General features: G+C 64.8%; 21 protein-coding genes. 10 read left to right on the top strand and 11 right to left on the bottom strand.

Features of this window, described 5'->3' with window-relative positions; translation table 11 throughout:
• Positions 1-3: 3 nt before the first annotated feature.
• A complete protein-coding gene (locus DL238_RS08860) occupies positions 4-792 on the bottom strand; it encodes a hypothetical protein (protein ID WP_115491922.1) in 789 nt (262 codons plus the stop codon).
• Between the two features lie 122 nt (positions 793-914).
• Between DL238_RS08860 and wrbA the strand changes: the two genes are divergently transcribed.
• The 4 genes from wrbA to DL238_RS08840 all read left to right on the top strand — a co-directional run bounded on the left by wrbA (position 915) and on the right by DL238_RS08840 (position 3,260).
• The gene (wrbA, locus tag DL238_RS08855) at positions 915-1,517 is read left to right on the top strand and encodes an NAD(P)H:quinone oxidoreductase (protein ID WP_115491921.1); all 603 of its coding nucleotides are present in this window, start codon (positions 915-917) and stop codon (positions 1,515-1,517) included.
• A gap of 336 nt (positions 1,518-1,853) precedes the next feature.
• Positions 1,854-2,288, top strand: coding sequence for a DUF2141 domain-containing protein (locus tag DL238_RS08850; RefSeq protein ID WP_115491920.1), 435 nt, complete (start codon positions 1,854-1,856; stop codon positions 2,286-2,288).
• A gap of 14 nt (positions 2,289-2,302) precedes the next feature.
• Positions 2,303-2,938 (top strand): hypothetical protein, encoded by a 636-nt coding sequence (locus DL238_RS08845; RefSeq protein WP_115491919.1) that lies wholly within the window; start codon positions 2,303-2,305, stop codon positions 2,936-2,938.
• Complete coding sequence (locus tag DL238_RS08840; RefSeq protein WP_115491918.1) at positions 2,931-3,260, top strand: winged helix-turn-helix domain-containing protein; 330 nt, start codon at positions 2,931-2,933, stop codon at positions 3,258-3,260. Before DL238_RS08845 ends, DL238_RS08840 begins: the two co-directional genes overlap by 8 nt.
• 173 nt (positions 3,261-3,433) lie before the next feature.
• Here DL238_RS08840 and DL238_RS08835 read toward each other — a convergent pair whose 3' ends face one another.
• Positions 3,434-5,743 (bottom strand): GGDEF domain-containing phosphodiesterase, encoded by a 2,310-nt coding sequence (locus DL238_RS08835; protein WP_115491917.1) that lies wholly within the window; start codon positions 5,741-5,743, stop codon positions 3,434-3,436.
• Positions 5,744-5,901: 158 nt separating this feature from the next.
• On the opposite strand from DL238_RS08835, the gene purC reads away from it, so the two are divergent.
• From purC to purQ, 3 genes are all read left to right on the top strand, one after another.
• Positions 5,902-6,702, top strand: a complete 801-nt coding sequence (gene purC, locus DL238_RS08830) for a phosphoribosylaminoimidazolesuccinocarboxamide synthase (RefSeq protein ID WP_115492852.1) — start codon at positions 5,902-5,904, stop codon at positions 6,700-6,702.
• An 85-nt stretch (positions 6,703-6,787) separates the two neighbouring features.
• On the top strand, positions 6,788-7,030 hold the full coding sequence (gene purS, locus DL238_RS08825) for a phosphoribosylformylglycinamidine synthase subunit PurS (protein WP_115491916.1): 243 nt from the start codon (positions 6,788-6,790) through the stop codon (positions 7,028-7,030).
• Positions 7,031-7,037: 7 nt separating this feature from the next.
• Positions 7,038-7,712, top strand: a complete 675-nt coding sequence (gene purQ, locus DL238_RS08820) for a phosphoribosylformylglycinamidine synthase subunit PurQ (protein ID WP_115491915.1) — start codon at positions 7,038-7,040, stop codon at positions 7,710-7,712.
• Positions 7,713-7,746: 34 nt separating this feature from the next.
• Here purQ and DL238_RS08815 read toward each other — a convergent pair whose 3' ends face one another.
• From DL238_RS08815 to DL238_RS08800, 4 genes are all read right to left on the bottom strand, one after another.
• Positions 7,747-10,104, bottom strand: a complete 2,358-nt coding sequence (locus DL238_RS08815; RefSeq protein ID WP_115491914.1) for a putative bifunctional diguanylate cyclase/phosphodiesterase — start codon at positions 10,102-10,104, stop codon at positions 7,747-7,749.
• 68 nt (positions 10,105-10,172) lie between these two features.
• Positions 10,173-12,008 carry a glutamine--fructose-6-phosphate transaminase (isomerizing) gene (gene glmS / locus DL238_RS08810; RefSeq protein ID WP_115491913.1) on the bottom strand — a complete coding sequence of 612 codons (1,836 nt, stop codon included), beginning with the start codon at positions 12,006-12,008 and terminating at the stop codon, positions 10,173-10,175.
• A 3-nt stretch (positions 12,009-12,011) separates the two neighbouring features.
• Positions 12,012-12,947: a DMT family transporter gene (locus tag DL238_RS08805; protein WP_267897143.1), complete on the bottom strand. Its 936-nt coding sequence runs from the start codon at positions 12,945-12,947 to the stop codon at positions 12,012-12,014.
• Positions 12,948-13,028: 81 nt separating this feature from the next.
• Positions 13,029-14,360, bottom strand: coding sequence for an O-antigen ligase family protein (locus DL238_RS08800; RefSeq protein WP_115491911.1), 1,332 nt, complete (start codon positions 14,358-14,360; stop codon positions 13,029-13,031).
• A gap of 199 nt (positions 14,361-14,559) precedes the next feature.
• Here DL238_RS08800 and DL238_RS08795 point away from each other — a divergent pair, with 199 nt between their 5' ends.
• Positions 14,560-16,095 (top strand): CpaF family protein, encoded by a 1,536-nt coding sequence (locus DL238_RS08795; RefSeq protein WP_115491910.1) that lies wholly within the window; start codon positions 14,560-14,562, stop codon positions 16,093-16,095.
• 182 nt (positions 16,096-16,277) lie between these two features.
• Here the strand turns inward: DL238_RS08795 and DL238_RS08790 are convergent, their stop codons facing one another.
• The gene (locus DL238_RS08790; RefSeq protein ID WP_234031020.1) at positions 16,278-16,544 is read right to left on the bottom strand and encodes a hypothetical protein; all 267 of its coding nucleotides are present in this window, start codon (positions 16,542-16,544) and stop codon (positions 16,278-16,280) included.
• Between the two features lie 5 nt (positions 16,545-16,549).
• Between DL238_RS08790 and DL238_RS08785 the strand changes: the two genes are divergently transcribed.
• Both DL238_RS08785 and DL238_RS08780 read left to right on the top strand, forming a co-directional pair.
• Positions 16,550-17,560 (top strand): DMT family transporter, encoded by a 1,011-nt coding sequence (locus DL238_RS08785; RefSeq protein WP_325048441.1) that lies wholly within the window; start codon positions 16,550-16,552, stop codon positions 17,558-17,560.
• 52 nt (positions 17,561-17,612) lie between these two features.
• Positions 17,613-17,744 (top strand): entericidin A/B family lipoprotein, encoded by a 132-nt coding sequence (locus DL238_RS08780; RefSeq protein ID WP_115491909.1) that lies wholly within the window; start codon positions 17,613-17,615, stop codon positions 17,742-17,744.
• A gap of 51 nt (positions 17,745-17,795) precedes the next feature.
• On the opposite strand, the gene DL238_RS08775 is transcribed toward DL238_RS08780, so the two are convergent.
• From DL238_RS08775 to DL238_RS08760, 4 genes are read right to left on the bottom strand one after another with little or no spacing between them, the layout of a single operon-like run.
• Entirely contained in the window at positions 17,796-18,395 is a 600-nt protein-coding gene (locus DL238_RS08775) for a DUF938 domain-containing protein (protein WP_115491908.1), read from the bottom strand.
• Positions 18,392-18,862, bottom strand: a complete 471-nt coding sequence (locus DL238_RS08770; protein ID WP_115491907.1) for a methyltransferase family protein — start codon at positions 18,860-18,862, stop codon at positions 18,392-18,394. The genes DL238_RS08775 and DL238_RS08770 overlap by 4 nt, the downstream gene beginning before the upstream one ends.
• Positions 18,849-19,310 (bottom strand): ABA4-like family protein, encoded by a 462-nt coding sequence (locus DL238_RS08765; protein ID WP_115491906.1) that lies wholly within the window; start codon positions 19,308-19,310, stop codon positions 18,849-18,851. Before DL238_RS08765 ends, DL238_RS08770 begins: the two co-directional genes overlap by 14 nt.
• A gap of 10 nt (positions 19,311-19,320) precedes the next feature.
• The gene (locus DL238_RS08760; protein WP_115491905.1) at positions 19,321-20,037 is read right to left on the bottom strand and encodes a Rossmann-fold NAD(P)-binding domain-containing protein; all 717 of its coding nucleotides are present in this window, start codon (positions 20,035-20,037) and stop codon (positions 19,321-19,323) included.
• Positions 20,038-20,046 lie beyond the last annotated feature (9 nt).

Below are 20,046 nucleotides of genomic sequence, written 5' to 3'. Positions count from 1 at the left end.
GTATCAACGCATCGACCGCCTGAATTGATCGAGCGCTGCATCGGTTCGGGCGCGGCAGATCGTCTTCAAACCCTCGATATCGGGCGTGTCCTCGAAATAGGTCCGGCTGATCCGACCGCATACCGTGTGGAGGAATCGGCAATTCGCCATCCCGCACGTGACGAGCCCGTGCTGATTCCCGACGACGCCCTCGAAATTGAACAATTCGACCGTGACCTGTTCGAGGTAGTTCGTATCGCGGGTGCGCCAGTCCGATCCAAGCGCGACCTTCCTGACCAGATCCCGGCTATTGGCCGGTATCGTGCCCTCGCCCGAATTTTCGATCAGTGAAGCCAGCGCTTCGACCAGTTGCTGGGTCTGTGGGGTCGCATCGGAAGGTGCCTGGCCCGCGCCATCGCGCAGAATGCAATGCACCTGGAGATCGCTGGCGTCGATCGCGCGCCAATCCGGCGGGATGGCGCCGCGGTCCTGCCGGTCGACCGGCTTGTGAAAGTCGCTTTCGTCGCGAAGCGAAAGTTCCCGCGCGATCCAGTCCGCGCAGCCGTTGCCGTAGGTTGCGATGCTGGTGAGCGCACGGCGCAGCTCGTCCGGCCCGACAGGGTCGGGCCTCGCGGGGTCGGGACCGATCGCGACCGTCTGCGCCTCGACGCCGTTAGCACCCGCGACGTAGATCGTCTGGCTCTGCCCGTCGGCGAGCGAGGTGCACGCACTCGATCCCGCCATTGCGACGACAAAGCCCAGCGCTCTCACCACCACGCCCAATTCCAGGAAACCGGATCGCTTCGACGCCATAGTGCCCCCCGCCCAATCTTCCGTTCAGTCTAACCGGAATTTTCTATCCTGCTAGCCGGAAAGGGCGGCTGTCTGCCGCGTTGGCGTATGGCAGACCGAGCAAGTTTCACGAAGGGAAACCCATGACCAAGATCCTCGTCCTCTATTATTCCTCCTACGGGCACACCTCCACGATGGCCGAGGCGGTTGCCGAAGGCATTCGCCAAGGCGGGGCCGAAGCGGTGATCCGTCACGTGCCCGAAACCGCCCCAGACGAAGTCGTAAAGAACGCCGGTTTCACCGGGATGCCCGGGCACGAGGTGATTTCGGGCCCGGACGAACTGGCCGAGTATGACGGCATCGTGGTCGGCTCGCCGACCCGCTACGGCCGGATGACCAGCCAGATGGCCGCCTTCTGGGACACGACCGGCGGCCTGTGGATGAAGGGCGCGCTGATCGGCAAGGTCGGCGCGGCCTTCACCTCCACCGCCAGCCAGCACGGCGGGCAGGAGACCACGCTGTGGTCGATCCTCAACAACCTGCTCCACATGGGGATGACCATCGTGGGGCTCGACTACGGCTACGAGGGGCTCGTCGGCGTCGACGAGGTCAAGGGAGGCACGCCCTATGGCGCCAGCACGATCGCGGACGGTGACGGCAGCCGCGAGCCGAGCAAGGTCGAGCTCGACGGGGCGCGCTACCTCGGCAAGCGGGTGGCGCAGACCGCAGTGAAGCTGCACGGCTGATACCGGGCCGCCAAGGGCGGGGCCGGTAGGACTTCTGAAACACCTGACACAGTGTCCTAGGGGTAAAAACCGGGCCTTCCTGCAAACCCAAAATCCGGCGGGGCGGGCCAGCATGGCTCGCCCCTTTTTCGTGCGGACCTTGCCCGAAGCGGCCGACACGGATCGACGAATGCATGGAAAGGCGCAGGATAGCGGCCCTGTGCGCTGTAGGACAGCGCGCCCGCATGGCCACGCCACATGTCACTTCCACCGTGTCCGCTTCCACGCAGCAGCCACCCTCTTGCGCATTAGTGTACTTTATGTTTTAAAGTGCACATCGAAACCAAGGAGAGTGACATGATTCGCAACGCACTGTTCGCCACCGCCGCCTTCATCGCGGCATCCGCTTCGGCCCCTGCCCTCGCAGGCGAGGTCACGGTGACCCTCACCGACGTTCAGCCCGACGCGGGCGACCTCTACGTCAGCCTGCAGAGCGAAACGCAGTTCATGCAGGAAGCGGCGGTTGCCGGCGACCTGATCGAAAATCCGCAGGATCGGACGGTCACCGTCATTTTCGACGACGTGCCCGATGGCCGCTACGCCCTGATGGTGTGGCACGACATCGACGGCGACGGCACATTCAGCATGGGTCCGATGGGCCCGACCGACGGCTGGGCGATGATCGGCGCGAGCGAACTGCGCGGCATGCCGACCTTCCCCGCGCAGAGCTTCACGCTCGACGGCAGCGCCACGGTCACCGAAGCCGTGATCTATCCGCGAGACGGCGAATGAGCGCCGCGGCCCCTATGGATCCGGCGCCAAGCGCGCAGGACGACCTGCGAATGATGCGGGAACTGGCGGAGGAGGGGCTGACCCGCCCGCTCCTCTCCGGTCGCCATCTGGTGCTGTTCGGGGCGGCCATAGCGCTGGCCAGCCTGCTGCACGGGCTGGTCATGCTGGGCACGATCGACTGGTCGCCGAACGCCTTGCCGGTCATCTGGCTCGGGCTGATCGTGCCCGCCATGGTCGTCAGCAAGCTGTGGCGCTCAGGCGAGCGCGACTGGCGGCCGTCGCTAGGCCACAAGGTCGAACAGGCGGTGTGGCAGGCGGGCGGCGCGTTCCTCGGCATCATCTCGGTATCGACCCTGGCGCTCGCCTACCTGCGGCTGGACCGGACGGGCGAGACGGTCACCTTCTACCTCATGAGCATGATCGCTCCGATCACCTTCGGCGTCTATGCGACTGCCCTTGCCGCAAGCGCGGCGGCGGGCCGGGTTGCGGTGCTGCGACCGTTCGCCGCGCTCGCGATGGCATTCGTGGTGGCAACCGCGATGACGGCGGGCACCGCGCTCCAGTTCGCGGTGATGGGCGTCGGCGTGATCCTCGTGTCGATCATCCCCGGCTTCCTGCTGATCAAGCGGGAGAACACGGCCCGTGGCTGATCCGCCGCCCGATACACCGCTCGATTACCGCGCGATCGACGACACGATCCACGGGCGCGTCCGGCTCGCCACCATGGCGTACCTGTCGAGCGCGGAATGCGCGGATTTCGGCGAACTGCGCGAACGCACCGGGGGCAGCGACGGGAACCTGTCCGTCCACCTGCGCAAGCTGGAAGATGCGGGCTACGTCACCATCGACAAGCGGTTCGAAGGCAAGAAGCCCGTCACCACCGCCTGCCTGACCGATGCCGGGCGCGAAGCGTGGATCGCCTATCTCGACCGGATGAAGGCGATGCTGTTCGGCGAAGACCCACCCGGCTGAGGCACCTTCGATGCGCCAGGACAGCACAAAAAAAGGGCCCTCTAAGGGGCCCTTTTCCAAGATTTTTGAATGGATCGGCTTAGTTGAAGAGCCAGTCCCAGATCGAACGACACATGGTAAATCTCCTCTAGATGGAGCTTTCCAATATCTTAACCATGATCGTTAGTAAAGCATTAACCAAAGTCCCGGTGCGGCAAAGCGGCCTCCCTCTCGGCCTTTAGGACCGCGATATACTCGGCCAGCCATAGGGGTCGCGAAATATAATAGCCCTGACCATAGGTGCAGCCCATGGTCGCCAGTCGGTCATAGGTCGCACGGTCCTCGATCCCTTCAGCCAGCACCGCGACACCGGCCTCGCGCGCGGAATGGATGATTCCCGACACGATCGCATTGGCACGCGGCAATCGTTCGAGGCCGGCGACGAATTTGCGGTCGATCTTGATTTCGTCGAACGGCAGTTCGAACCACGCCTCGAAATTGGCGCTCCCCACTCCGAAATCGTCCAGCGAAAGCCTGAAACCTTCGCTCTTGAGACGATCGACGACACGACGGGCGGTGCTGAAATCCTCGATCCGCGCGGTTTCGGTCAATTCGATCGTGACCAGAGCCGGATCGGTTCGATAGGCCCCCATCGTTTCCAGCGCGATCTGCGCGATGCGATCGTCGACCAGTTGCACTGCCGATACATTGACCGAGATTCGGGGGAGTAACCCCTGCTCCTGGATCGAAGCTGCGGCACGGCAAGATTTCTCGAAGATGCGCCGTGTCAGATTGTCCAGCCTTCCCATGCGTTCGCACTGCAGGATGAACGAAGACGGCGGTACGTCGACGCCATCGGGATCGCGCCAGCGCGCCAGCACCTCCGCACCGATGAAGGAATGTGTTGCCAGGTCGACCTGGGGTTGAAGCTTGATCGCGATCTGATCGTCCGCAAGCGCCTGCGTCAGCTTGGAAGTGAGCGAATGATCCCAATCCTCCCGATCGTTGCCGACCACGAAGACCGGCTTGTAGACTTCGCGCGCCTGGTCTGCCGCGGCGATCGCGGAACTCAGCCGTTGGTCGATCGAATCCTTCGTCGAACTGTCCGCACCAATGGTTATCGCGACGTCGAGAGACTTGCCGGTCAGTCTGACAGGTTGCGATACAATGGCGCGCAGCCCCTCGAGGTGCGCCTCGAGATCGGCAATGCCCGCACCGTCGCACACGAAGGCGAGGTATTTGCTCCCGTTGTAGTAGACCGTGCGGTCGCGGTCGCCGAGCGCCAGCCGGTTGCAGACTTCGCGCAGATATTGCCGTCTTTCCGCAGTGTTCAGCCCGACGAAGATCGATTCGAGCCGCGCGACCTTCGCGACGACCAGGCAATCCGACGCGGCTTCATGGTCGCTCCCCAAGTCCTGATGGAGCGCAGCAAAATTCGGCAAACGTGTCAGCGGATCGATTGCAAGATGGCGTCGGCGGTACCGCGCCACCACGCGGAAGATCGCATAAATCAGGGCCAGCAGCAGTGCCTCGGCAAAGTAAGCTTTTATGCCGAGAAATGCGGTCGCTAAGAACAGCGCTCCCAAGAGCAGGCACCACGCAAAATAGACAGCGCGGCGGCGCTTCTTCGTGTGCGCGAAGCGCAGGCCCAGAGCCAGCGCGATGCCCAGCCCCAAAGTGATAGCGAACCACGGCGACCCGTGGCCGCTTCCGCGAAGTAAGGTTTCGGCTGCCAGAATATGGATGATTGTGGGTGAGACTGTGCCTGCGCTCGGCGCGCGTATGTCCGCGCCGAAAGAATCGGTACCCAAGACGAAGGTCTTGTCCATTGAACCAAGAGACGAAAGGCCGGTTTCCAACGAAACCGACCCGACGGTCGGGATAGAGCTGGCGCGGATGGTGTAATCGATGAAGACCCGATCGCGAGCCGAGCCCTTGTTTGCCAGGGCGAAGCTCAACGGCACCAGTGTTCCATCCTTCGCAGGATCTTCAGGTTTGTCGAACCCCCAAACGAACTGAAGGAAATCGGCATCGTAATCGCTCGCAAAAATGAGAGCATTCTGCGTAAAATAGGGGCTTGTGGGCGGTACCCGGTCGCTGTCGGTATAGTCCTGCTCGAAGGAATCGGTGAGGAAGATGCTGTCCGGATTGCCATTAATAAGCGCTCGCAGCCGGGCGTCTGTCTGCGGGGAGTCGCTTCGCTGGAGTGGGATGTTGATGAAGATCCGCTCCACCCCGGCTGCGCGAAGGTGTTCGATCGTGCGCAAAACATCGTGGTTTACGGCCGCGGTGTTCTCTGTAGCGGGAGGCATGCGCACAAAGACCAGATCGCCGCTCGCCTCGTGTTCGAAGAGCCTGGCCTGAAAGGCCCACGCAGCAACATCCACGGGACGCATAAGGGTCAGCATCCCGGCCGCGAGCGCGATTGTGAGCGCTATCAGAGCATGCCTCAGGCGCTCTTCGGGAACGAACTTGCGGTTCGCCGGGGGGTTGGGGCGTGCCATTCTAGGTAATTGTCTATAGGCCAACGGTAAACACGCGGTTCACGCTGCCCGCGTCGGGCAATTGCCCTGCCCCGGCTTTCGCGCTACTGCCGAAGGCCCGCCCCGGTCTCTCGCGCGAGATGCCGGGGCGCAATTCTTTCGAAAAGCAGGTAACGCCCATGTCCCGTCGCCGCCAGATCTACGAAGGCAAGGCCAAGATCCTCTACGAAGGCCCCGAGCCGGGCACGATCATCCAGTATTTCAAGGATGACGCGACCGCCTTCAATGCCGAGAAGAAGGGCACGATCAACGGCAAGGGCGTGATCAACAACCGCATCAGCGAACACGTGTTCACGCGGCTGGCCAATATCGGCATCCCCACGCACTTCATCCGCCGCCTCAACATGCGCGAGCAGCTGGTCCGCCAGGTCGAGATCATCCCGCTCGAAGTCGTGGTGCGCAACGTCGCCGCCGGCTCGCTGTGCAAGCGGCTCGGGCTGGAAGAGGGCGAGCCCCTGCCCCATTCGCTGATCGAATATTACTACAAGGACGACGCACTGGGCGATCCGCTGGTCGCCGAAGAGCACATCGCCTGCTTCAACTGGGCGAGCCAGGAAGAGATGCAGGACATGGCGGCGATGGCGATCCGCATCAACGATTTCATCGCCGGCATGTTCGCCGCGGTCGATATCCGGCTGGTCGACTTCAAGCTCGAGTTCGGGCGGCTGTGGGACGGCGATTTCGCCCGCGTGATCCTGGCCGACGAGATCAGCCCCGACGGCTGCCGGCTGTGGGACATGAACTCGGGCGAAAAGCTCGACAAGGACCGCTTCCGCCGCGATCTGGGCGGCGAGGAGGAAGCCTACCAGGAAGTCGCGCGGCGCCTTGGCGTGCTGCAGAACGACGACAATGCGCCCGGCGAGGTGCTCGACCTGTCGGCACATCGCGGCCGCATGCGGGGCACTCCGAAGAAGAAGTGAGGAACCGCTCACTGCGCGTTGCGCGGACCGGAAAGGCTCGCTACGCGGCAAGGCGTTCCCTCCGCCAGTGTCAGAAGGCCACCCGATGAAAAAGCGCGTATTCGTCACTCTCAAGCCAGGCGTGCTCGATCCGCAAGGCCGCGCGGTGCATCACGCGCTCGATGGGCTTGGCTTCGCAGGCGTCGAGGATGTGCGGATCGGCCGCCTGATCGAGCTCGAGCTGTCGCAGGACGTGTCCGACGAATCGCTGCGCGAGATGTGCGAAAAGCTGCTCGCCAACACGGTGATCGAGAACTACCGGATCGAAGACGCCCAGAGCGGGGAGTAGCCGAGTGATGAACACTGCCGTCATCACCTTCCCCGGATCGAACTGCGACCGCGACATGGTGGTCGCCATTCGCGAGGTGTTCGGACGCGATCCGGCGCAGGTCTGGCACCGCGACACCGCCCTGCCCGACCGGATCGACTTCATCGCCCTTCCCGGCGGCTTTTCCTACGGCGACTACCTGCGCTCGGGCGCGATGGCGGCGAACAGCCCGATCATGCGCGAAGTCAAGGCCGCGGCGGCGCGCGGGGTGCCGGTGCTGGGCGTGTGCAATGGGTTTCAGGTGCTGGCCGAAGCGCAGATGCTGCCCGGCGCGCTGATGCGCAATGCGGGCCAGCGCTTCGTATGCCGCGACGCGCGGCTGCGGGTCGAGAACGCCGCGACGCGCTTCACCACCGACTATTCGCAGGACGAGATCATCACCATTCCCGTGGCCCACCACGACGGCAATTACTTTGCCGACGAGGCCACGCTCGATGCGCTGGAAGGCAATGGCCAGGTCGTGCTGCGCTACACGCAAGCGACCAATGGCTCACGCCGCGACATCGCGGGGATCGTGAACGAGGCGGGCACCGTGCTCGGCATGATGCCGCATCCCGAACGCGCCATCGACGCCGCCCATGGCGGAACCGACGGTCGCCGCCTTTTCGCCTCGGTAATGCAGAGCCTGGCACAGGCTGCGTGATTGCACGCTTGCCGGCCCTCGCCCGGCGGCACGATCAGGCGATCATCGCGCGGTAGCCGCCGTCGAACAGGCTGCGCGCATCGACGCTGGTCATCGGGCGTCCGAAATAGAAGCCCTGGATCCGGTCGCAGCCCATCCTGCGGACCAGCGTCGCCTCCTCCTCGGTCTCGACCCCTTCGGCAGTGGTCTTCATCTCGAGGCTCTGCGCCATTGCGACGACCGCGCGCACGATCGCCAGGCTTTCGCTGCTGCCCTGCGCCGCACCCTGCACGAAGCTGCGATCGACCTTGATGGTCGAGAACTTGAGCTTGCGCAGGTAGCCGAGCGAGGAATAGCCGGTCCCGAAATCGTCGAGCGCGACCTGGCAGCCCAGCGCCATCACCCGGCTCAGCGCTTCGCGCGCGACCTCGGCATCGCTGAGGAAGATGCTCTCGGTCACTTCGATTTCGAGGCGGGTCGGGTCCAGCCCGCTGCGCGACAGCGCCTCGACCACGGTATCGACGAAGTCCGGCTCGACCAGCTGTTCGGGCGAGACGTTGATGTTGACCTTCACGTGGGAAGGCCAGGCCATCGCTTCGGCGCAGGCCCTTTGCATGACCCAGGTCCCGATCGGAACGATCAGGCGCGTATCCTCGGCCACCGGGATGAACTTGCCCGGGCTCACGAAACCGTGATCCTCGCTCTGCCAGCGCACCAGCGCCTCGAATCCCACGACCTCTTCGCTCGTGGCATCGACCACCGGCTGGAAGTGCAGCAGCAGTTCGTCCTTCTCGATCGCCTTGCGCAACGAAAGTTCGAGCTGGCGGCGTTCTTCCGCATTGGCATGCAGCGACGGCTCGTAGGCGTAGTGCACACCGCGCCCGTCGTCCTTCGCGCGGTAGAGCGCCAGATCGGCGTTGCGCATCAGCTCTTCGACCGTCTTGCCATCGCCCGGTGCCAGCGCCGATCCGGCGCTGGCACCCACGAAGACCGTGTGCCGGTCGATCTCGTAGGGGCGGGAAAGCCTTTCGATCACCGTCCGGGCGATATGGTCGATCAGCCCGTGTTCGGAGGCATCGCGGATCACGATACCGAACTCGTCGCCGCCGAGGCGGAAACAGACCGCATTGTCGCAACCGATTTCGCCGAGACGCTGCGACACCTCCTCGAGCAGGCGGTCACCGACCTGATGGCCGAGCGAATCGTTGACCGCCTTGAACCGGTCCAAGTCGACCATGATGAAGGCGCAGCGCCGCCGCCATCTGCGCGCCTCTTCCATTGCATTGCCCAGCTCCTCGTGCAGCATGATCCGGTTGGGCAGACCGGTCAGCGTGTCGTAGCGCGCGAGATAGGCGATCTTCTCGGACGAATTGCGCTGTTCGGTGACGTCCGACCCGACACCGCGATAGCCCAGATACTCGCCCTTCTCTCCTAGGATCGGTGTACCGGAAAGCTCCCACCACCGGGCCGCGCCCGCGACCTTGACTTCGACCAGAAGGTTGGAAAAGCTTTCCCGGTCCCTGATCCGGTCCGCCAGTTGGTGGAGGCTCGGCGCGAAGTTCCCACTTTCCCATTGCTCGCCCGAAATCAGTTCGAAGAACGGCTGGCTCTCCAGATCCGAGGCCCGCTGGCCGAGTGCATATGCAAAACGGGGGGATACCGAACGGACGCGGCGGCTCTTGTCGATCTGCCACAGCCAGTCGGCCTCGTTCTCCTCGAATTCGCGCAGGAGCAGCGACACCGTGTGGGTCTTTTCGAGCAGCGCAGTCTCGGCGATCGCGAAGCGCAGGAAATCGTGCGCCCTCAGCCAGATCGATCCGAACGCGAAGAAGCTGAAGAACACCACCGAGACAAGCATTTCGAAATGCCCAGCCAGCCAGAAACCGAGGCATGCCCCGAGCGTCAGCAAGGTAAGGAAAGCATATGCACTGAGGGGAACGACCCCCATCAGGATCACGCCGCCGACCGCGATCCCTGCGCCGATAACCAGTCCGCGGATCGCTTCGGTCGGCCCCGCGACGAGATGCAGCATCGGCATCAGGCTGCCCCAGCCGATTCCCAGCAGGATGCTGCCGATCAGATGCGAACGCGCCTCGCGCGCGCTCAGTTCGGGCTTTTCGATCAGCCGGATATGCGCGTCGCGCCTGGTATATATGTACAGGCTGACCCCGAGCCATGTGAGCCAGAGACCCAGCAACTGGATCGGCAAGTCTTTGAAAAGCATGATCGCGGCGAGCACCGCGCCCGCACCATGCGCGGCGATCCGCGCGCCCATCAGCCGCGCGAGCTCGCGATGCTGCAGCATCCACAGACGCGGCCAGTCGAGATCGGGCCCCGGCCTGAAGCCGAGGACCGCGGTCAGGGGAAGCCGCCGACGCAAGGTCGTCTCATCGAATGTAGCGCTCTCAGTCACCCTCAGGCGAATAAATGCGAAAGGTTAGTTCCGGGTAAAACCCCGCAGCGCTCTCTCGCCCAGCGGCGCTATTCGACGGTCACCGATTTGGCGAGATTGCGCGGCTGGTCGACATCGGTGCCCTTCACCAGCGCCACGTGGTACGCGAGCAGCTGCACCGGAACGGCATAGACGAGCGGGGCAATCAGCGGATGCACGCGCGGCATCTCGATCGTGGCGAGGCACCCCTCGCCCGCTTCGGCTAGGCCATCGGCATCGGAGATCAGCACCACCTGCCCGCCGCGCGCGCGCACCTCCTGCATGTTGGATACGGTCTTTTCGAAGAGAGGGCCCGATGGCGCGATCACCACCACGGGCACATCCTCGTCGATCAGCGCGATCGGCCCGTGCTTCATCTCGCCGCTGGCATAGCCTTCGGCGTGGATATAGCTGATTTCCTTGAGCTTGAGCGCCCCCTCCAGCGCCATCGGATAATCCGCGCCGCGCCCCAGATACAGGACGTCGCGCGCGGGCGCGATGGTGTGGGCCATGGCCGCGATGTCGTCGTCATGGTCGAGCGCTGCGTTGAGGCATGCGGGCGCCTGCAGCAGGTGGCGGACCACCTCCTGTTCCTCGGCGCGATCCATCTCGCCCTTCACCACCGCCAGCTTGGCGGCCAGTGCGGCGAGCACCGCCAGCTGACAGGTGAACGCCTTGGTCGATGCGACGCCGATCTCGGGCCCGGCATGGATCGGCAGCAGCAAGTCCGCCTCGCGCGCCATGGTGCTGGTCGGCACGTTGACGATCGCCGCGATGGTCTGCCCCTGCGCCTTGCAGTATCGCAGCGCGGCGAGCGTATCGGCGGTCTCCCCGCTCTGCGAGATGAACAGCGCAAGCCCGCCCTTGGGCAGCGGCGGCTCGCGATAGCGGAACTCGCTGGCGACATCGATGTCGACGGGCACGCGCGCGAATTGCTCGATCCAGTAGCGGCCGACCATGCCTGCATAATAGGAGGTTCCGCAGGCGACGATCGTCATGCGGTCGATGCTCGACAGGTCGAAATCCATCTGCGGCAGCGCCACGGTCTGGTCCGCCTGCCGCACATAGCTGGAGAGCGTCTGGGCGACCACCGTGGGCTGCTCGAAGATCTCCTTCTGCATGAAGTGGCGGTAATTGCCCTTCTCGACCGCCGCGGCGCTGGCCCCCGAGGCGACGATGTCGCGCTCGATCCGGTTGCCGTCGAGATCGTGAATCTGTGCGCCCTCGCGCGTGACGACCGCCCAGTCGCCCTCTTCCAGATAGGTGATCCGCTGGGTCAGCGGCGCAAGCGCGAGCGCATCCGACCCGATGAACATCTCGCCCTCCCCGTGCCCGATCACGAGCGGGGAGCCGAGCCGCGCGCCGATGATCCGGTCGGGATGATCGGGAAACAGGATTGCCAGCGCGAAGGCACCGCGCAGGCGCGGCAGGACCGTGCGCACCGCGTCTTCGGGGCTCGCGCCCCGCTCCACTTCGCGGCTGACGAGCAGCGCCACGACCTCGCTGTCTGTCTCGCTCTCCACTGCGTAGCCTTCGGCGGTCAGTTCGTCGCGCAGCGAGCGGAAGTTCTCGATGATGCCGTTGTGGACCAGCGCCGCGGCCTTGCCGGCGTGCGGGTGCGCGTTGGCCTTGGTCGGCGCGCCATGCGTGGCCCAGCGGGTATGCGCGATCCCGATGGTCCCGGGGGCCGGTTTCTCGCGCAGAATTTCGACCAGGTTTCCGAGCTTGCCCTCGGCCCGGCGCCGCACCATTCGCGCGCCCGCATCTTCCTCCTCTAGCGTGCACACGCCCGAACTGTCGTAGCCGCGGTATTCCATCCGCTTGAGGCCGTCGACCAGCCGGTCGGCCACGTGGGTGTCGCTAATGATACCAATGATGCCGCACATATCTCAGCCGCCGTTTTCCTTGCCTTGTGCCCCTTGCTCTAACGCCTCGGGCTGGCCTTGCAACGCGCGCGACACGTCCTTGGTCGTGCGCGGGGTGGTGAGCCACAGGAACAGCCCCGCCCCGATGATGATCGCCGCCCCGCTGATGGTCGGGAGGTCGGGCACGTCGCCGAAGAGGAGGTAGCCGAGCGCGACCGCCACGATCATCTGGACATAGACCATCGGTGCGATGGTCGCCGCGCCCGCCCGCATCGTGCCCATATAGGCGAGCCAGTGCGCGCTGCTCGCCGTCAGGGCCACCAGTGCGCATCGCGCGACGACCGTCCAGTCCGGCAGGTCGAGTTGCAGGCTCGGCGCGCCGCTCAGATGGCCGACGAGTGCAGCAGCGACGAGGAAAGGCGCGGCGATGCACGCGATATAGGCCTGCATCGACAGCGAGCTGCCATCGCCTGCCGCCGCCCGGTTCGCGATCACCATCGTGCCGAAGAAGGCCGCCGAGATCAGGGGAAGCAGGGCCATCCAGCCGAGCTCGGCGAAATTGGGCCGCAGCACCAGCAGCACCCCGATCAGTGCGACCGGCGTGGCGATCCATACCGCGGGACGCACCTTCTCCTTGAGCAGCGGCCCGCTCAGAAAGGCGACGATGATCGGCGAGATGAACGCGATCGCCATCGCCTCGGCCAGCTGCATTACGAAGATGGCGGAGAAGAAACACAGCGTCGCACCGGCGAGGCAGAACCCGCGAGCGATCTGCAGCAACGGCCGCCTGGGTCGAAACGATGCCGTCCCCTCGCTCCGCCAAAGCAGCAGCGCGAGGCCGATCGCGCCGATCGTAAAGCGCAGCGCGGCCACGCCGAGCGGCGACCACTCGCCCGCCATCGTCTTCACGATGGCATCGCCCACCGACAGCGAGGAAAATCCCGCCACGGCCAGCAGGATACCGCTGCGCTCGCTATGTTGAACCGGTCGTCTCCTTGGGAATCGGGCGGCACCGGCACGCCGGTCGCTCAGGCGCGCTCCCTAGGCATGCGCTCCCGGCTTGTCGATGCCCCGTGCATGGCGCTCGATCGCGAAGATGACACCGCTCGCGAGCATCATCAGCATGAAATGGCGCGCAAAATGAAACATGCCGTCGAGAAGCGAGACGACCAGCAGGCAGTCAAGGAGCGCCAGAAAGGGCAGTGCGGATGGATGACGCGCCGCGATCACATGAACTGCGCGGACGAACTTGGCGAGAAGCATGAGTGCCGCAGCCGTGGCGAAGGCTCCCCAGCTCAACAGGAATTGCAGCACGACATTATGCGGCTGGATGTGTTGCTGCGCCTCGGCGGGAAGAATCCACATCGAGGCACCGCTGCCTGCTCCGATGAGGGGATGCTCCGCAATCGCGTCGAGGATGAAACTCCAGTAGACGAGGCGCCCCCCCGACACGGCATCGGCCGAGGCGACGTCGCTCCCGTTGAACAGGCGGAAATGGGGCGATCCGTAAGGTATGGCGAGGATGGCGAGCCCTATGCCGAGCGCAGCACATGCCGACAGGGCGATCGCCTGACGGCCCGTCGGCCTCGGCAGGCCGCACAACCACGCGACCGGCAAGGCGATGCCGATGCCGAGCAAGGCGGCGCGGGTGCCGGTCCACACGGTCAGCCCGGTCAACAGGACGAGCGCACCATAGGCCCACCATGGTGCGAAAGAATCGCGATAGCGCAGGACATGGTCGGCGACGAACAGGGCAAGCAGTCCGCCGGCGAATGCGCCGAGCAGGCGATGCGAGATGAAGCCGGGCACGGCGATGTACCACTTGATATCGACCGGATCGATGGCTGGGGGCGGGGTCAGGAAATGCACGGCGACCAAGACCGCGAAAATCGCCATCGCGACGAAGATGATCTTCTCGAAAACATCCATCGCCGCTGCACCGAAAGGCCGGAGGCTATGGGCGATGGCAAAGGCGAAAATGACATGAAATGGTGCGGAAAGGCTCACCATCGTGGCCCATGCCGCCGCCGGCGAATGCACGAGCCCTCCCCACAGGAAGGTGGCGAAGAACACGACCAAGAGAAAGCGGGTGAAGCGCGTAAGGCTGTTCCACAGCGTACCGACTTCGAAACCGCGGGCCATCGCAAGTATGATGACAAGTGCCTCGAAGGCGAGAAAGACGACTCCCGTCTGCCGCAATCCTTCCAAGGCTCGATTGGGCAAGGCGATCTGGTAGGTGGCAAACAGTACCGCCGACACCAGAGTGGTCAGCGCGATGCCGAGTGCGAGCCCGGGCAAAGTCAGCTGGGCCGTACAACCGATTGTCGGTTGGTACGTATCTGCGGATAGGATGCCGCGGGGTGCCGTCTGCATGGCATCACTCCCTAGGAGCGCATGGTTAAGAATGGCTTTAACCGGTGCCGCGAGATGTCGCGACAGTCCCCGCCCGACTTAGGAAATTGCTAAGGTTTCGATTCTATTCACCAAGTTCGAGAAGGCGCTGTTGGCTATCCGGCCACGCGCCCATTGGTGTTGGCAAGTATTGGCCCAAGGGCCTTCGGGGGAACGGTCGATGAGCGCTTTCGGACGCAGGAACGGACCCGGGGGCATGTCTTCCGGAAGCCGCCCGGCCTTCGGCAATGCCCGACCGATGAAGGGCAAGTCGACCTCGCGCGACGACGATTCCGAGGGCGGCGAGCAATTTCCGCCCATCCCCGAGGAGCAACGGGACGGCAACGACGCGCCCGCCACACCCAAGCCTGTCGGCGCGAACCGCCACGCCGATGCCCACCGTCGCCTGAACGAGCGATCCAACGCGGTCCATGTGAAGGAAGAGATCACCGGGTTCGAGGCGAGCGTCCATAAGATCAAGGAGCAGGTGCTGCCGCGCCTGCTCGAGAGGATCGACCCCGAAGCCGCATCGACCCTGACCAAGGACGAATTGGCCGAGGAATTCCGCCCGATCATCATGGAGGTGCTGGCCGAGCTCAAGGTCACGCTCAACCGGCGCGAGCAATTCGCGCTGGAAAAGGTGCTGATCGACGAGCTGCTGGGCTTCGGGCCACTCGAAGAGCTGCTGCAGGACCCGGACGTGTCCGATATCATGGTCAACGGTCCCGACCAGACCTACATCGAAAAGAAGGGCAAGCTCACCCTCGCCCCGATCCAGTTCCGCGACGAACAGCACCTGTTCCAGATCGCGCAGCGGATCGTGAACCAGGTCGGCCGGCGCGTCGACCAGACCACGCCGCTGGCCGACGCGCGTCTCAAGGACGGCAGCCGCGTCAACGTGATCGTCCCGCCGCTCAGCTTGCGCGGCACCGCGATCTCGATCCGTAAATTCTCCGAAAAGCCGATCACGCTCGACATGCTTCGCGGCTTCGGCTCGATGGACGACAAGATGGCGACCGCATTGAAGATTGCGGGCGCGTGCCGGATGAATGTCGTGATCTCGGGCGGTACCGGCTCGGGCAAGACGACCATGCTCAACGCCCTGTCGAAGATGATCGACCCGGGCGAGCGTGTGCTGACGATCGAGGATGCGGCGGAACTGCGCCTGCAGCAGCCGCACTGGCTGCCGCTCGAAACGCGTCCGCCCAACCTCGAAGGCCAGGGCGCGATCACCATCGGCGACCTCGTCAAGAACGCGCTGCGCATGCGCCCCGACCGGATCATCCTGGGCGAGATTCGCGGCGCGGAAGCCTTCGACCTGCTCGCCGCAATGAACACCGGCCACGACGGCTCGATGTGTACGCTGCACGCCAACAGCCCGCGCGAGGCGCTCGGCCGTATGGAAAACATGATCCTGATGGGCGACATCAAGATCCCCAAGGAAGCCATCTCGCGCCAGATCGCGGAAAGCGTCGACCTGATCGTTCAGGTCAAGCGCCTGCGCGACGGTTCGCGCCGAACGACCAACATCACCGAGGTGATCGGGATGGAAGGCGACGTCATCGTCACCCAGGAACTCTTCAAGTTTGAATATCTGGACGAGGGCGAGGACGGCAAGATCATGGGCGAGTTCCGCAGCTCGGGCCTGCGCCCCTACACGCTGGAAAAGGCCCGCCAGTTCGGCTTCGACCAGGCTTACTTGGAAGCCTGCCTCTGACAGGCTTTGCGCACACCCATACGGGTGTGCGATGTCCTCGCAAAAGCTCGGGCGCGCGGGCGCGCTTGCCTCGCCTTAGGCTCGGAACGGCGCGCCAATCTCGGGGTATCCTCCCCTTCTTTTCAAGGGAGGGGATTAAGGGGTGGGATCGCGGCGCCAGCCGCGCGCGAAAGCGGCGCGCGCTAGCCTTTCAGCAGTGCGGGAACCGCGGTCGCCAACAGGCCTCCGCCGATTACGGCCGCGAACAGGAAGATCGTCATCCACGGCATGCAGCCGACCCGGTCGATCCGCGCGCGCCTGCCCCGAGCCCGCTCCGCTACCATCGCAAAGAGCGCCAGAACGATGAACCCTGCGCCGAGCAGCGCCACGCGCCCGGCATCGCTGATGAAAACAAGCTCGTGCAACCAGTCCATGCCCGCGCAGGTGGCGATGATTTCCGCCTCGCGCAACTTGATTGCGCGCCATCAATCACTACCAGCGTGGCATGGAAGCCGGTGTCGCTCAGTCCCGCCCGTTGACGGCTATCGGCCTGCGTCTGCTCGCGGCGCTCGCCCTCACCACACTCTCGATGCTGGTCAAGCTCGCGGGCGAGCAGGGTGTCCACCTGTTCGAGATGATCTTCTGGCGCCAGGCGGTCACGCTGGTCGTGATGATCGGCTTTGCCGCCGCGACGGTCGGCCTTGCGGCGCTCAAGCCCGTGCGCTTCGGCGCGCATGTGGTGCGCAGTATTTTCGGCATCATCGGCATGGCGCTGGTCTATGGCGCGGTCATCCTGCTGCCGCTGGCGGAGGCGACCACGCTCAACTTCACCGCGCCGATCTGGGCGGTGATTTTGTCGATGCTGCTGCTGAAGGAGAAGATCGGCCGCTATCGCTGGAGCGCGGTGGCCATCGGCTTCGTCGGCATCCTGATCGTCACCCAGCCCGGTGGCGCGCCGGTCGACCCGGTCGGCATCGCGGTGGGCCTGGCAGCGGCCTTCATGGTCGCGCTGATCTCGATCCAGATCCAGGATCTCAACAAGACCGAGGGTTCGACCAGCATCGTGTTCTGGTTCTGCCTGCTCACCGCGCCGGTGGCGGCCCTCTCGCTCCCCTTCGTGGGCACGGCACATTCGACCGAGGCATGGCTGCTGCTGGGCGGAATCGGGCTCAGCGGCGCGGCGGCCCAATTGCTGCTGACCAACTCGCTGCGCTACGGCTCGGCAGCGACGGTGATCGTGATGGATTACACCGCGCTCCTTTGGGCGACGCTTTACGGGTGGCAGGTGTTCGGCGACCTGCCCGCCCCGACCACCTGGATCGGCGCGCCGATCATCATCCTCGCGGGCACGATCATCGTGCTGCGCGAAGGCCATCTGTCGCGCAAGGCGAAGCGCAAGGCGAAGCGCAAGGCGAAACTGGAGGCCGAGCCCGTGGCGTCGCCCGCAATCGCGCCGGAGGAACCGCTTGCACCGCAAACCCGTTGATGGCGGCAGCGAGCGCATGGTGCGCTCAACTGTTGTGCGAAAGGACCCATCCATGATCCGCAAGATTGCCATCGCCGCCGGAATCGCCGCTCTCGGCATGACCGCTACCGCCTGCAACACCGTCAAAGGCCTCGGCCAGGATGTCGAATCGGTCGGTCAGGCCGGCGAAGACGCCATCGATTGACGCCTTCGATCGGCGGACGGAGGTGGGTCCGTCCGCCATTATCAGGCGCGCTCAGACACGCCGATAGACCAGCGTTAGATTATTGGCGGGCATCGCGACGCGGCGGGACCGCTCGAATCCGTGACGCGAAGCCAGCGCGTCGACTTCCGACAGATCGCGTAGCCCCCAGCGCGAATCGCGCGCCTTCAGGCTTTCATCGAATGCGAGGTTCGATGTTGCCGTTGCCACATCATCTTCCAGAAAGGGCCCGTAAAGGACGAGCGGCGCCTCGCGGCCCAGCAGACGCGCGGCGCCCGCGAACAGCCCCTCGCTCGACGCCCAGGGGCTGATATGAATCATGTTGATGCACAGGATCGCGTCGGCGCGATCGATGGGCCAGTCGGCTGCGCTCGCGTCGAGAGCCAGCGGCGCGGCGATATTCGCCAGACCCGCGTCCTCCAGATGCGCTGCGATCGACGCGCGCGCCTGGCCATCTGGATCGCTCGGCTGCCACTCGATCTGCGGGAATTCCGCCGCGAAATGGACCACGTGCTCGCCCGTGCCGCTCGCGATCTCAAGCACGCGGCCTTCGGCCGGCAATTCCTCGCGCAGCACGTCGGCGATCGGCGCCCGGTTGCGCTGGGCAGCGGGGCTTTCGCGCCTGTCGGTCATATCCAGCGCCTCACGCGTTTACGCAGCCGCTCGTACTCGGCACCGAAGACCTTTTCGAGATGCCGTTCCTCGCGTGCGATAACGAAATGGTCGATCAGGACCACAGCCAGCGGCACGGACAGCAGGCCGCCAATGCTCTGCGCGAACAGCGCGATGCCCAGCTGGACGAGCACCATGCCGAGATACATCGGATTGCGGCTGAACCGGTAAAGTCCGGAAGTGACGAGCGCGGTATCCTTCTTCCACGGTTCGGGATCATTGCCCGCCCGCAAAAAACCGACGAGGCCCGAGCCAAGGATCGCGAGGCCCAGCGCGGCGATCACGATCCCGACGGGCCGAAGGGCCGCAACCTCGATCCGCGGCCATCCGAGCAGTCCCCCGACACCAACCCCGAGAAAGAGCGACCCAAGCACGATCAGCGGCGGCGGGAAGCGGACCTGCGCGCTGTTCTCGTCAACCAGCGCCATCGCGCTCGCCTTCGAAGAAGCTGCGCGCGATCAGCCAGCCGAACACGCCCGCGGGCCCGGCCATGAAGGTGACGAGCAGGAAAGGCACCTGCACCAGCCGATGCGCGCCGTGCCGGTCCGCATCGCGCGCGATCCAGAGCCCCGCCAGCAGGTCGAGCGCGAGGAAATGCGTCCAGGCGACCACCAGCGACCCTTGCGAATTGAACATCGCAAGCAGACCCTCGACGCTGTATTCGAAGTCCGGCTGCGGCCCGCTACCCGGCACGGTGGCCGGATCGACCAGATTGCCGAGCAGCGCCACCAGCAGCACGACATAGCACGCGCAAAGCAGGCCGATGGCGCCGTAGAGCACCGCATAGATCACGCTTTCGCGGCGCGGCAGCAGGATCAGCAGCGCCCAGCCGATCAGCGCGATCACATTGGTGATGTCGAACAGCGTCTGCCACATCGCGCCTCTCCTACCCCTGCCGGGCCTGTTGCGTTTCCTGCTCGGCCTCGGTCGTGCCGTGCGACGAGGGTTTCATGCTCGGCGCGCGCGAGAGCATCGCTGCGGCACGTTCGATCCCCTCTTCCTCGTGCACGAACTTGCCCGGCGTGCGCCGCAGGCTGAGTGTCATCAGCGCTTCCGCAACCGTCTGCGCGTCGGTCCCGCGCCCGCGAAGGGCGGCCATGCGCGACCGCTTGCCGCCGTCGATCGCGGTCTTTTCGACCAGCGGGCCGGGGCGCAGGATGTCGAGCCGCTTGAAGCCCAGCCGCGAGAGTTCGGTTTCGGCCTTGCCCTTTGCGCTCAGATGCCCGTCGCGCGACCAGCGGTCCGCCCCTGCGGAACTGATCGCGGCCAGCCGCTCGACCCCCGCAAAGCGTGCGGTCTTGGCGATTTCGACCACCGCCTCCTCTTCTTCGATCGCGCGCAAGGCGCTGTCGTCCCTGCCGATCAGGTTGAGCGCGGGGCCGAGCCCGATGATGAACACCTTGGGCCGCATCGCCTTCATCACGCGCGACCAGCGGTCGGCATCGGCAACGAAGACTTCCATCCGGCTGCCGGGCGGCATCTCGACCTCGCCCAGCGTCAGCGCGACGAGGCGGATCTGCGGATGGTGGCGCGCGAGATGTATCAGCCGGAGACCGACCGGTTCGCTCACACCCCCCATTGCGACGCGAAACCGGCTGCTCATGCCCCCCAC

The organism is Alteriqipengyuania lutimaris, from assembly GCF_003363135.1.
Taxonomy (GTDB): Bacteria; Pseudomonadota; Alphaproteobacteria; order Sphingomonadales; family Sphingomonadaceae; genus Alteriqipengyuania; species Alteriqipengyuania lutimaris.
Note: the sequence above shows the minus strand (reverse complement) of the source record. Positions and strands in the feature narration are given on the sequence as shown.